Consider the following 13,976-nt stretch of genomic DNA (forward strand, 5'->3'; position numbering starts at 1 on the left):
TGCCTGGTTTTTGGGGTTCTTCTAGCTTTGGTTTGTCGGAAACCGATAAAACCAAAGAGGAATCATCCAATGATCAGGCAACACTCCCTTCGTTTATGGCTGTTGCTGTGCACCATGGCAGCAGCACTCATTATCAGTGGTTGCGGAGGCGGCAGCTCCGGCTCAGGAACCACGCCCACCACCGATGACTCTGCAACCATCTCAGGCACAGCGGCTGCCGGTGCACCTGTTTCAGGCGTTGTCGGCGCCCGTGACGCCAGCGGCGAAACGCTGACCACGGCCATCGAAGCAGACGGGGCTTTCGAGCTGGATCTTTCCGGCCTGGACACACCCGTTCTGCTCTATGCCAGCGGCATCGCCGGCGGCAATGCCTATCAGATGCTTTCCGTGGCATTTTCCGATGACCTGAACGGCACCGCAAACATTACGCCACTGACCGACCTGATCGTTGGTAACGCCGTGGGCCGAAGCCCCCAGGAGTTTTTCAATAATCCGGACTTCGACCTGATTCAGCAAGCGGCCATCGAAGGTCAGGAAGAAGCGTTGAAAACCCGGCTGAAGCCCTTGCTCGACGCTCTCGGTGTGGACGATGACTTTGATCTGCGCAACTCGCCGTTTACCGCCAACCGTTCAGGATTCGATGCTGCCCTTGACGTGATTGAGGTACAGATTGATCCGGGCACAAACACCGCAACCATTACCAATCGCGTTAATCCGACCCAGACCATTACCAACAACTTTGTCCAGCCCGAGAGCGAAGAAACCACGCTTGAGGTAGACGAAACTGAAATCAACGAGGGCGTAACCACGCTGCAGGCGTTGAACGCCCTCGCCACGTCGTTTGCCAACGCTCTGGAAGACCAGGATGAAACGGCCCTCCAAGCCCTGGCCGCCAACGACTTCCTGAACAACGGCGAGACGGCCGGCGGCCTTGCAAATCGCCTTTTCGGTTCGGCCGCCGGGATTGAAGATGCCGGCGAACTGGCGGAAGACATCCGCAACTGGTCCCTGACCGAACTGGGTGAAAACACGGCCAAGCTGAACTTTGGCTCTGCCCAGGGCCCTTGGAACGCTATCAATGACAATGGTGACTGGAAGCTTCAGGGCAACCAGTTGGAGTTCTTCGTTTTCGTTGAGCCCACCCACCAGTATGAAAATGGCGCTGAGAACCCCACGATCGAGGGGATCGGCACCATGATCTATGCAGGCTTCCCTGCTCCGAGTCTTGGAGATATCGCAGACTCCGAGGTCACGGTTTCGGGTGACCTCACCGTCTTCAACGGGCCACTCCCCTTCATTGCCGAAGAAAACCGTTTCGCTGCTTTCGAGACGCTCTCGGCAGGCGACATTAACGCCGGCGACACCGTAACCTTCACCTGGAACAATGCCGTTGCAGGCGTGATTGACTCCGAGGCTTCCTACACTGTTCGTCGGGGCAGCCCTGACTTCAGCAACGGTGCACCCGAGATCACTGGTGCTACCGCCGACCTGGCCGCTGATGAGTACAGCTTCCAGTGGACTCTGCCACTCGGATACGACGCCGTATCTGTGCGCAACAACTTTACCGGCCAGACCTCAGGCGGCCAGGGCGGTGGCTTCACTGGCAACCCACTGGACAATGATGCGAGCTCGTTTACCGGCAGCCTGCCGGAAAACTACGTTCCCGGAGAGACAGACCAGCTTCGACTGATTGCCCGGGATCCTTTTGGCGTGTTCGTCTCTGCCAGGCTCAACAACCCCTTTGCTGACCAGGTTACACCGCCTTCAGAGGCCGGCGCCCTGGTCGGCAGCTTCATCAAGCGCAATACCGACCGCGCTGACAACGCTCCTTACATTCACTTCACCTTCTTCGAGACCGGCCAATACATTCATCTGGAACTTGGCGGCGACTTCCGCCCTGATACGTCCGAGGGTGGCAACACCGGTATGGAAATGGGCACCTACACCTGGGACAACCAGACCGGTGATTTCGAGTTCACCAGCATCCTCATTGATCAGAACGGAGAATGGGGTGCCAGCGATCTCGCTACAGAAGAAACACCTCTGCGTGTTGATGCCGACAGTGACGGCTTTACACTGAGCTTTGCCAACGGCGGGTCCGAGCGGTTTGAACGGGTCCCTGCCAACAGCGCCACCGGTGGTGTGGCCGGCACCTGGGCAACGCAGATTCCTTCAAGCCCGGATGAAGTCGCAGTTCTCACCCTGCTTGAGGATGGCTTCTACTTCATTGGCGACGCCTACAGAGCATCCGGTGACGAAACTCCGGGTATCGAATTCGGCGAGTGGGCCTGGGACAGTGAATCACTGATTCTGGACTACATCACCGAGTACGATCAGAACGGCGTGGGCGGCTTGGCGGATAACGGCGCATTTAATGGCGAATACCTTTTCTCCGTTGTCGATGGCCAGTTGGTGGTCGATCAGGATGGTACTACTCAGCTCAGCGAGTTGGCCTCCGGCATTCCGGTGAGCAATGGCGATCTTACTGTGGACTATACACCGCCAGACAACGACAGCGGCTCACCAGGCGCTTCCGGCCCTGCCGTCACGGGTGACTTCCACTACCTGCGAACCGCCATTGGCCTTGAAAGTTCAAGGTTGAGCAACCCGCCGTCCGTGTTTCAGGCTCATTGGGCCCACCCGGGTGCAAACCTGGGGGACAACTCCGACGGAACAGGAACGCTCAGCTGGGCGGACCTGTGTGTGGGTGACCTGTATGTTGAATCCGGCGCCGACGAGGACAACAGGGACGCACTCTTCGATGCAGTCAGCGAATGCCTTGGCATTGCCGGGGGCTTTGACGTCAGCTACACCGAAACCGGCCTGTTCGCTGCCATCCCCGAGAACAGCATTGTGGACCCTGAGGACGGCTCGCAGATCGTTACCGGTGCCACCGAGATCGATTTCCGCGCTCTGGATTCCGAACGGAGCCTGTTCATCGCCAATGAAGCGAACGACTTCCAGTACGAAGAAAGCGATGGGAGCTTCACTGATGGCCGGGAACTGAATACCCATATACTCAGCAAGAAGACCCCGTCGCCTTCGATCGACGCGCTTGCGGGTGACTGGGGTTTCGTAAGCTTCCGGATCTCGGACATCTCCGACGACAGTGACATTCCGGTGCCCAACGAGATGGAATACTCGGCAGGGGCCCTTAATGTCAATGTCGATGCAGCAGGGAATGCGACGCTCACGAACGAAGTGTCACTCGAAATCCTCCAGGGCCTGAAGCCGTTCGAAAGAACGGGTGTGACGATTGAGCCAAAGTCCGATGAGGCGCTCAACGAGAGCCTCGGCGCTTTCAGTCTCGCAGCCGACGGCACTTTGCGACTGCTGGACGATGAACTCGGAGGCTTTGCCTCCCAGGGTGCGGACGTCATGACGTTGGCACTGCCCAACCCGTTCACGCCATATACGGTTGAGTTCAACGAGTCGTCACTTCTTGTGGGAGTCAGGCTTGATCCGAACTTCCAGGCCAGCGATCTTGAAGGCAAGTCATACGATGTGCTGTTGAAGGACTTCTATACTGACGAGGGCTACTTCGAGGCGGACATCTACCTGCCCGGTTCCACTCTGGAGTTTGGCCTGAATGGCACAGCCACCTCGCAAAGAGGTCTGAGCATTTTCTATTCCCTGTTCGGTCTGGACACGGACGTATTCGATATTACCCGTGAATCCTCTGGCCTTGCCCCGAACAGCTGGACCTACGGAGTTGATGGAGCGACCGGTCGGATCGAAATGGAATCACCCGACTTCACCTACTCCAATGGTGACAGCGCATTTGTCGAGCAGTTCGGTTATTCATCAGCAGATAACAAGCTTCTGGTACTGGTGTCGCGCTCCTATGACACCAGCGGTGGAACGCCCATGGGTCCGGGCTCCGTTTCTGTTGCTTTCGCCATCTGCAATAACTGCGACTGACGCGCGCCCTGATTGTTGTCTTCAGCCCCGCCCCGCGCGGGGCTTTTTTATGGATTGCTGGCGCATCCTCCAGCCCTATGCTTTACTTGAGTAACGCAATTAATATGTACAATAAAGCAACAGGAGCCGTTGGTTTGAAAGACCTGATGTCGGCAGCTCCGAAGCTGCTGGACGATCTCTACGAAAACACAACCCGACCTGAACACTGGCCGGTATTCCTCGAAAAGATCGCCAACCTCTTCCACGCCGACACCGCGACGCTTCGCCTGACCGACCTGAACGATCCGGTGGTTCATCACTCGTACTCCACCGGATTCAACCAGACCATCAACGAGTTTTACGAGTCCGAGGGGGTGGAGCGCGATACCTTTCGGGAAGCCATGGCATCCAGCCCACTCGGCAAGGCCGTGGAAAGCACGGCTGTTATCTCCGACCGGGAATTCGAGAATTCGGCCCATTACCAGACTGTTTTCCGTCCTAACGGAAACTTCTACGCCATGGGCACCCAGTTTGAGCGCCAGAACGGTCAGGCCATGCACATCGGAATCCACCGCCCACGACGACGGGGCCATTTCTGCCGTCAGGAGCAGAACATACTTGAGCTGTTCAGCCCCCATCTCCGCAGGGTCACCCGGCTTTCCCACCTGTTTGCGGATCTGAACCAGGCCCTCGGCCAGGCGCATCATGCGCTGGACCAACTTCCGTTCGGGGTCTGGCACATGGACGCAAACCTGCACATACGATGGATGAACAGCACCGCAGAGGAGGCACTGGCAGGCCACACTTACGGATTGGGCGTAAGGAACAACCGACTCAGAGCATTCTCCGGATCTGGTTCCGGGGCCCTGCGGGCAATGACTCGCAGTCTTATTGAAAACCTGTCTCTGATTGAGACGCTAAAGCTCGGAGAAACGGGCGCTTGCCTCGTTATGATGCAGTCTCGCAGGTCCGGAACCGAACTCCACATTGGCCGCTCCGCTGCCCAGGGCTTTCTCTGCTTCCTTCTGGATGCCGGCCGACCGGCCCATCTGAATCACAGCCAATTGACGATCATGTTCCAGCTCACCCCGGCCGAATGCCGCCTGGCGAGCCTTCTCGTGAGCGGTCTTGACGTCAACGAGGCAAGTGCGCTCTTACAGATTTCCCGGCACACAGGCAGAACACAGCTCAAATCCATCATGCGTAAAACCGGCGTTCATCATCAGGCCGGCCTGCAGCGAACACTGCTACTTTGCGCGGACACACTAAGATCTCCCGATGACTGATACCGCAAGACACCTGAATCTGCGACTTCCAGACGGCAGAAACCTGAGCTTTTCAGATATTGGTACCGGGGAGAACGGTACCTGGATCCATTGCCATGGCATTCCGGGTTCCCGAAACGAACTGGCCCACCTGCAGAGCACGCTGCTCAGTGCCGGGATAAGGGTCATTGTTCCGGATCGTCCCGGATACGGGCAGTCCACCTCCTGCCCTGACTATGGGTTCTCTCATCATACGGATGATCTGAAACAACTGGCCGACCACCTGCAACTGGACACCTTCGGGATTTCCGGGTTTTCAGGCGGCGGAGTGTTCGCCATGGCCGCCGCCCATGATCTGGGCCAACGGATTGAGCAGCTGGTTATCGCTGCGACGCCGGCGATTCCTTTGATGGATAATCCCTACGATTTTGCCTCAGAACTCACCGCCAGCACCTGGCAGGCGGCGCTGGAAGATCGGGAGGCGCTGGCCGGGGAGCTGGAAGCTCTGACGGGTTCTTTGGACATGTTATCAGGGGCGCTCATGGGTGCTGCGGGCGATCAGGAACAACGCTATCTGTCATCAGATTCTGTTTACCCGGGCTTTATGCAGAGCCTGGGAGCCACACTGGAACAGGGCTCGATACCAGCAGCTGATGCGCTTGCCAGGGATTCGTTTCTGATCGCTCATTCGTGGCCTTTTTCGCCAGAGGACATAAGTATTCCGGTGCGGGTCATTCATGGTTCCGGGGACAGGCTGGTTTATAGAGATCACCAGACCACGTTGTCCTGCAAATTTCCGGACAGCACTTCCGAGATAATCAGCGGCGCTCACTACGGTGCTCTCTCAGCTATCTGGAGCTAACTTCAACTGGTGGCCACCAGCAAAAGTTTGGCTCAATAATTGTAAGAAAGCCCCAGACTGATCGCGCGAACGCTGGACCATTCGATATCGTCTGCGGATACTGTCGCCTGCCATTTTCCTCGGGTCAGCTCCAACTGTATTGACTCGAGTTCCGGCCAATAGCTAGCCAGTACACGGGTTCCATCTGCCACCGCCCGCCCGAAGCCGACGCCATAGAGCCCATAGCCGAACTGATATTGAGCATGCACCACTGTCAGCCAGGAGCCCTCTTGCCACTGGGCCGTACCGTAAAACCTGGGATCCAGATCCTGATAAAACGTATCCCTATAACCCTCCTTGCCAGATATTGTTGGGGCAAACACAGCGTAGCCGTCGTCATCGTAGGACTTGTTGTCAGTATTTGCCTGGGCCAGCGTGAAAGGCGCGTCCTTCCATCGAATACGTGAGAAAAGATCCTCGGCACGGAAGTTCAGATCGAGCTTTTCCATGGGCTGCCAGCTGGCGGAGATATCAAAAGCCCAGCCGATGCCACTGGCCTCCTCGATATTCGGCCTGTCGAAAATCACATCTCGATAGTAGAGATAGTCAACGTCTGCATTGAAGTCATAATCGTTCTCGGATGCGGCCAGAAATTCGCCCTCGAGCCCACCGGTCATCAAATGGCGGGTTTTGAACACGGATATGCCGCCCGAAATCGTCCAGGATTCATCGCTATGTCGATAGCCAGATCGAACACCGGACCCTGAAAAACCGTTAACGCGCAGAGCAACGGGAATCTGTTCGCCTTCGTTTAGCGGCTCCTTGCGAGCGATCCGCCCATAAAAGCTCACGGCCTCCGAATTCATCCTCAGATCCGCCAGCGCACGGGTAAAAACCGAAACCTCGATTCCTTGCTCCCGAAAACCGGCCTCCGCATGGCTGATCGCCCATTGCCGGCTACCTGAATCGAATTCACTGCCCCAATCGCCCAATGTAGTTTTGATTGGTTCCGGCTCGCTCACCAGTCGGGTCTCGAACCTGCCAAACATCTCCACGGCCAGCACTGTATTGGCATTAACACTCGCTATAACGAAAAAAAAGGCGGGGCCGAAGCCCCACCTTTCTTTCCGGTTTCCCGGTACTTTCATCAGAACAATGTCTCGAACACGGTTTCTTCGCCGTTCGGGTAGGTGATTACAGGAACGCCGTTTCTCAGTTCCACATCACCGATGTCCTCGCCGTTGACGAAGACATTCCCTGTGAGGCTCTGAACGCCGCTCGCTGTTTCCGAGCCAACCGCTTCGAGGCGGAATCCCTGGGGGTTCCAGAAAGCCAGGCTAACTTCCGGATTCTCCGCATTCAGCTCATCAGTGCTGACCTTCAGGCTGTAGCTGCCGCCGTCCCAACCAACATTTGCGAGTACGCTGCCACCGTTCAGAGTAGAACGTGTCAGGGTAACCACAGCCGTTGCTTTTGGCATGTCAACGAGAGAAACACCTGCTGCGATGTTGAAAGACAGGTTCACGAAGTTATCCGCGGTTTCCAGGTCAGGAAAGGCAATATCAGCGTTCACCTCTGCCAGATCAGAAGCACTGTCACCGTATACCCAGACATTGTCGATACTGGACTGCCCGGCAACTTCAGCGCCAACGGCGGTTTCGAGTTTGCCCAGGATCAGTTGATCAAGTGCGGCGTTTTCAGCTTCATCCAGAATATTGCAGTTATCGCCATAAGTATCGAGCTCGCTGTTATACCAACCAGAGAAAGCTATCCGCTCGCCAAATGTTTCTGTATCAGTCTCATAGTCGTAGCAGGACCAGTCGGACACAATATCGAACCAGAAGTCTTGAGCGGTTTCGTCATACTCAACAAACTGCGCCACCTCAGCACGATCCACCTCAAAATCAAATGCAGCCGTTGTGTCGTTGTAATCAAGGTAGGTGAACAGGTTAAAGCGCTGGGCGCTGCTGCTGTTCAGGGACGTAGCGAGATTGAAAGTACGTCCGGAAGTGGCCGTAAAATCACCTGAGAGCGCAAAGGATTCCGGAGAGAACGGCTCATCCAGAGCGCTGAAGCTGGAGCCTGTCATGTTGACAGCCTTCACCGAAATCTCGCCGTCGAAGCTGGCAGCCTCGGGGTTGGCAAGAGCAATGGAACCGTTCAGGGCAATGGCACTGAATTTTTCCAGAACGACATCGGCCGTAACCTCGCCTGCAATCGTTTCGGACAGCTCAAGCGTGGCAACCAGATCCAGTACTGCGCGGTCAAAGCCTGTGCCATCACCGATCGTACCGCTGACATTGACGCTGTTTTGTGCGAGCAGTGACAGCACCTTCTCGGCACCGTAGGTCAGGTCCAGATCGTCCTGACTAAGGCTTGTACCAATGACCAGTTCAAACTCGCGGGTCTCTCCGTCAGCCCGGGAAACGCTGCCGGTGGCCGTAGCCTGAAGGCCTGACTCTGTATCTTCAAACACCAGAGTGGCGTCCATGTCACCGGTCACTGTTGGATCTTCTTCATCGATCCAGTTCTGTTGAGCGGTAAAAGGAGTGTCGTTGTTCAGGGCGTCCAGCAGCTCTGCCCGGCCATCAGTGCCTGCCAACTGCAGTGAGAAGGCATCCAGCACTTTACTGACCAGATCGCCGGTAACACCGGCCTGGGAAAATACGTCACTGACGGTTTCCACATCCGCGTCCAGCGCGATAGAAACGGCTGATGTTTCGTCCTGCAAAGCGGCAGCAGTCTGATCAATGGAGCCGGCCCAACTGCGGAACTGGGTCACGAACGACTGGAAGGCGGCGATCTTGTCTGCCTGGGTGGCGCCTTCATCGAGGTCCAGGTCTTCATCGTAGCTGGTATCCAGACTGTCACCGGCCGCATCAAGCTTAGCAGCCTGGTTATTCAGGGATTCCCGGGTTTCATCATCAAGACCGCCCGTTGTCTCAACTACCGCTTTTACTGCTGTTGACAAGGTCGCAGGAGTGACAGTGTCTTCGCTATTGATTGAGCCATCATTGAGGGCGTCGGAGAAGTTGTTCAGTGAGGCAGCGACACCCTCGCTACCACCGGAGAAGACCAGCTCGGCAACGGCCGCGTTCATCACGGCGGCCTGCGCTTCGGCGGCACTGGCGCCTGCCAGATCGTTCACATCGCGAGCCACCGTGTTTTCAATATCGTAGCCTGCGACCTGACTGACTTCAGCTTTTGCTTGCCGGGCAGCGTCAGAAACATTCTTGCCTCCGGCAACGAGAGTTTTGGCACGTTTAGCGGCCATAGTTGACCATGCGGTCACCGGAACACTCACCGTGCTACCTGGTGCACTGGCTTTGCCAATGGCATTCAACTTGAAATCATCAGGCAACGTCACATCCGCGCCCTTTGTTCCGCAGGCGGACGCATCACATACCATGCGGGTTTCAGAGCTCACGGTGATTTCGATCTCAACGAGTCCACCCTCGTAGTTATCGTTAAGCTCAATACGGTATTGGCCCTTGCTGTCTGTTGTAGTTGTGCCAACTGGTGCTTCCAACCGCTCACCGGAGTCATCCAGTTCATAAGCAGTGACAACAGCATTTTTCATCACGCCTTTAACTGCAGAACCAGATACAACAGAGGTATCACCTCCAGGAGGGGAGCCAGCTGAAGGTGACGAGGAACCGCCTCCACCGCAGCCGGTTACAACCAGGCCTGAGGAAACTGCAACAGCAAGCGCTAACCTTTTGAACTTATCCAAAGCGTCTCTCCTTGAGATCGTTATTTTATGACAGTTGGCTCCGACAAAATTAACATCCAGCAATGTCGGGAACCGTCAAAGAGGCTAATCCAAGGAAGAATCATTCGATAGGCAAGGTTCTGGTCATAAAACAGACAAAACCCTGAACCAACCAGAAGGCAATTGTTTTTATTGCACTTTTAACTGACAGCTGCAATGTAAAACATTATAAAAGATCATCGCAAATATGCCTTTACGAACTAATCGGGACACTATGTGACCAGTTTCCCTATTTCTTCGGCACAAACCCCTCCGGTTTATCCTTCAGCCACTCAACAAAGGTCCGCAACTCCTCCAGCTCCAACAACTTTTCCCGGGTATTGAAATACAACCCCAGCTCGTGCTCGGGGCGGGCTTTGTGTATGGCGTTATGGCAGGGCCGGCACACCCAGAGCGTTCGGGTGATCAGGTCTTCTTTGCTAAACAGTTTCTGGAAGCGTTTTTTGCGGTGCAGGTGTTTGGGGATCAGGTGATGCCGGGTGAGCCTGGCAACCGGGCGTTCGCAGAGTTCACAGTTGTCAGGCTGGGGTGGAAGTTTGAGCATTGCGGAAATACCAGTCGGGTTTCGCCTTTGGCTCCACCCGACCTACGATATGTTTGGATAACGCCAAACAATCAGTGCATCAGGGTATAGAGCTTCCGGCGATAGGTCCGAACGTCCGGGTTGTTGTTACCCAGCTTGTCGAACAGCTCGATCAGCGTTGTCTTGGCCACTTCGTCCTTATATTTGCTGTCTACCTGCATCAGGCGGATCAGCAGGTCCATCGCCTCGGCGTTGTTTTCCTGTAATACGTGATGAAGCGCCAACTGGTGCAGTGCGTTCGGGTCTTTCGGGTCCTGTTCCAGGGCCATTTCAAGATCCTTGACCGGTGGCAGTTCGGCGGACTGCCTGAGAAACTTGATCCGGGCCGCCAGCTGCCTGGCCTGGTGCTGCATCTTCTCTTCCGGCGGCAGGCTTTCCAGCACCTGTTCAGCGGTCTCCAGATCCCCCATTTCCGCCTTCAGCTGGGCCAGATCGATCAGGACCTTCAGGTTTTCCGGATCTTCCTGATTCATCTGGGACAGGATGGCCAGGGCACCTTCAACATCACCCTCTTCCCAGATCCGGTGCGCCTTGTCGTAGGGATCTTCCTTCGGCGCTTCCACGTGCTTGTCGAGAACCTTGCGGATTTCACTTTCCGGCAAAGCGCCGTTAAAGCCATCCACCGCCTGGCCATTCTTGACCAGGATGACCGTGGGAAGGCTGCGAACACCCAGGCTGGAGGTAAGCTGTTCCTGTTCATCAGCGTTAACCTTGGCCAGCATGAACGCGCCCTGGTATTCATCGGCCAGCTTTTCCAACAGCGGCATCAACTGCTTGCAGGGAGCACACCACTCGGCCCAGACATCCACCAGAACAGGGGTGGAGGCAGAGGCTTCCATGACCTTCTGCTGGAAGTTTTCCATGGTGGCTTCAAAGATGTAGGGGGAGTTGCTCATGCGGGGCACCTGAAAAAGTCGAATGAATCGTTGCGAACTGTCAGTGGACATGGGGCCGATTCCCGGAAAATCAAGCACCAAGGAACCAGAGCCAACTCCTTGAAATCACCGTAAGTGCCGTTACATAGCAAGTAAGCAACGCTCCGGGGGAAGAATATCCAGCAACCAGCCCCGGACTGACTCACAACCTTTCCGGATGGATACTCGCGGCATGAATGACGACACGCAAAAAGATTCACTTGAGGAGTTCGAAGAGGACGTGACCGAATACATCGGCAAGGACGAGCACAGTAAAAGCCTCGCTCTGCCCCAGCAGATGATGCCCCGGCGTATGTATGTGCTGCCGGTTTCTAACCGTCCGTTCTTTCCCGCCCAGGTGCAACCGGTGGTCGTGAACCAGAACCCATGGCAGGAAACCCTGAAGCGGGTCGGTGAGACTGACCACAAGGTTATGGGCATCTGTTTCGTGGAAGAACAGGAAGCGGAAGACGGCATCCCGGCCAGTGAACAACTGGAGACCGTGGGCTGTGCCGTCCGGGTGCATCATGCCCAGAATGACAGCGGTAAGGTCCAGTTTATCGCGCAGGGCCTGCAGCGCTTCCGGATCGTCCAGTGGCTACGCCGCAAGCCTCCTTACCTGGTGGAGGTTGAATACCCGGCAGAGCCGGAAGAAGACGCGGACGAGCTAAAGGCCTATACCCTGGCCATTATCAGCGCAATCAAGGAACTGCTGCGCACCAACCCGCTCTACGGCGAAGAGGTAAAGCAGTATCTTTCGCGCTTCGGGCCGGACGACAGCTCCCCCCTGGCCGATTTCGGCGCGTCCATGACCAGTGCCCCCGGAAGAGAACTACAGGATGTGCTCGACACCGTTCCCCTGCTCCGTCGCATGGAGAAAGTCCTGCTGCTGATGCGCAAGGAACAGGAAGTGGCGCGGCTGCAGTCGGAAATCAGCGAAGAGGTGAATGCCAAGGTTCAGAAGCATCAGCGGGAGTTCTTCCTGAAGGAACAGCTCAAGGTCATTCAGCGCGAGCTGGGCATGGCCAAGGACGACAAGACTGCGGATGTGGAGCGTTTCCAGCAGCGCATGACGGAGCTCAAACCGCCCGAAGCGGTGAAGGAGCGCTTCGACGATGAAGTGGAAAAACTGCAGGTGCTGGAACAGGGCTCGCCGGAATACGGCGTCACCCGCAATTATCTGGACTGGCTGACCCAGGTTCCCTGGGGTATCCACTCCGAAGACCACTTCGATCTGGCCGAAGCCCGCCGGATTCTCGACCGGGACCACGATGGCCTGGACGATGTAAAAGACCGCATTATCGAATTCCTCGCCGAAGGCACCTTCAAAGGCGAGGTCAGCGGCTCAATCCTGTTGCTGGTGGGCCCGCCCGGGGTTGGCAAGACCTCCATCGGCCATTCCGTGGCGGATGCACTGGGGCGGAAATTCTACCGCTTCAGCGTGGGCGGCATGCGGGATGAGGCCGAAATCAAGGGCCATCGCCGCACCTACATCGGCGCCATGCCAGGTAAATTCGTCCAGGCGCTGAAAGATTCCAAAGTGGCCAACCCGGTCATCATGCTGGATGAAATCGACAAGATCGGTGCATCCTTCCAGGGCGATCCTGCTTCAGCCCTGCTGGAGACACTGGACCCTGAACAGAACCGTGACTTCCTGGACCACTACCTGGACGTCCGCATGGACCTCTCCAAGGTGCTGTTCATCTGCACCGCCAACCAGCTCGACACGATTCCGCGGCCACTGCTCGACCGCATGGATGTGATTCGCCTGTCCGGGTACATCGCGGAAGAAAAGCTGGCCATCGCCAAGCACTTCCTGCTGCCCAGACTGCTGAAGCGGGCCGGGCTGCTGAAAAAGCAGTTCAACATCACCGACGCCGTAATCAAACAGGTCATCGAGGGCTATGCCCGCGAGGCTGGCGTGCGGAGCCTGGAGAAGCTGCTGCACAAGATTCTCCGCAAGGGCATCGTGAAACTGTTAGAGAATCCGGACCAGCCGGTGAAGGTGGGTGTCTCCGACCTTCAGAGCTACCTGGGGCAGCCTTCGTTCAAGAAAGAGAAATCGCTTAAAGGGACTGGCGTGGTCACCGGCCTGGCCTGGACCGCCATGGGTGGCGCCACCCTGAGCATCGAGGCCTCCAGGATTCACAGCACCCAGCGCGGTTTCAAACTGACTGGCCAGTTGGGTGAAGTAATGAAGGAGTCCGCGGAAATCGCCTACAGCTACGTGTCCTCAAATCTCAAACGCTATAAAGGGGACCCGACCTTCTTCGACAAATCCTTCGTGCACCTGCATGTGCCCGAGGGCGCTACGCCCAAGGACGGCCCCAGCGCCGGTGTCACCATGGCCACCGCCCTGCTGTCGATCGCACGCAGAGAAGCGCCACAACAGAACATTGCCATGACTGGAGAGCTCACCCTGACCGGACAGGTTCTGCCCGTGGGTGGTATTCGCGAGAAAGTGATTGCGGCGCGGAGGCAGAAGATCAGTAACCTGATCCTGCCGGAGGCGAATCGGGGCGACTATGAGGAGCTGCCGGAATATCTCAAGGAAGGGCTGTCGGTGAATTTCGCCAAGCACTACAACGATGTGTTTCAGGTGTGTTTTGGCAATAAGCCCAAGAGCGGGTCTTCGGTGCATTGATGGAAGCGGGTTTGTCGGATTACGCTTAAAGCCGGGGTCAGAAGAACGCTTTCTTCT

General features: G+C 56.4%; 8 protein-coding genes. 4 read left to right on the forward strand and 4 right to left on the reverse strand.

From position 1 onward, the window contains the following. The first annotated feature begins 69 nt into the window (after positions 1 to 69). The 3 genes from ACESMK_RS15785 (at position 70) to ACESMK_RS15795 (ending at position 6,027) form a co-directional block, all read left to right on the forward strand. Complete coding sequence (locus ACESMK_RS15785) at positions 70 to 3,921, forward strand: hypothetical protein (protein WP_373000877.1); 3,852 nt, start codon at positions 70 to 72, stop codon at positions 3,919 to 3,921. A 134-nt stretch (positions 3,922 to 4,055) separates the two neighbouring features. Beyond that, positions 4,056 to 5,186 carry a helix-turn-helix transcriptional regulator gene (locus ACESMK_RS15790; RefSeq protein WP_373000879.1) on the forward strand — a complete coding sequence of 377 codons (1,131 nt, stop codon included), beginning with the start codon at positions 4,056 to 4,058 and terminating at the stop codon, positions 5,184 to 5,186. Beyond that, positions 5,179 to 6,027: an alpha/beta fold hydrolase gene (locus ACESMK_RS15795; RefSeq protein WP_373000881.1), complete on the forward strand. Its 849-nt coding sequence runs from the start codon at positions 5,179 to 5,181 to the stop codon at positions 6,025 to 6,027. Before ACESMK_RS15790 ends, ACESMK_RS15795 begins: the two co-directional genes overlap by 8 nt. 32 nt (positions 6,028 to 6,059) lie before the next feature. Here ACESMK_RS15795 and ACESMK_RS15800 read toward each other — a convergent pair whose 3' ends face one another. From ACESMK_RS15800 to trxA, 4 genes are all read right to left on the reverse strand, one after another. After that, positions 6,060 to 7,154, reverse strand: coding sequence for a hypothetical protein (locus ACESMK_RS15800; RefSeq protein ID WP_373000883.1), 1,095 nt, complete (start codon positions 7,152 to 7,154; stop codon positions 6,060 to 6,062). Continuing rightward, positions 7,154 to 9,586 carry a hypothetical protein gene (locus ACESMK_RS15805; protein ID WP_373000885.1) on the reverse strand — a complete coding sequence of 811 codons (2,433 nt, stop codon included), beginning with the start codon at positions 9,584 to 9,586 and terminating at the stop codon, positions 7,154 to 7,156. Before ACESMK_RS15805 ends, ACESMK_RS15800 begins: the two co-directional genes overlap by 1 nt. A 421-nt stretch (positions 9,587 to 10,007) precedes the next feature. After that, on the reverse strand, positions 10,008 to 10,322 hold the full coding sequence (locus tag ACESMK_RS15810) for a hypothetical protein (RefSeq protein ID WP_373000887.1): 315 nt from the start codon (positions 10,320 to 10,322) through the stop codon (positions 10,008 to 10,010). A gap of 71 nt (positions 10,323 to 10,393) precedes the next feature. Continuing rightward, a complete protein-coding gene (gene trxA, locus ACESMK_RS15815) occupies positions 10,394 to 11,257 on the reverse strand; it encodes a thioredoxin (RefSeq protein ID WP_373000888.1) in 864 nt (287 codons plus the stop codon). A gap of 211 nt (positions 11,258 to 11,468) precedes the next feature. Between trxA and lon the strand changes: the two genes are divergently transcribed. Beyond that, positions 11,469 to 13,919: an endopeptidase La gene (gene lon / locus ACESMK_RS15820; RefSeq protein WP_373000890.1), complete on the forward strand. Its 2,451-nt coding sequence runs from the start codon at positions 11,469 to 11,471 to the stop codon at positions 13,917 to 13,919. Positions 13,920 to 13,976 lie beyond the last annotated feature (57 nt).

It is taken from the genome of Marinobacter sp. (assembly GCF_041687235.1).
Taxonomy (GTDB): domain Bacteria; phylum Pseudomonadota; class Gammaproteobacteria; order Pseudomonadales; family Oleiphilaceae; genus Marinobacter.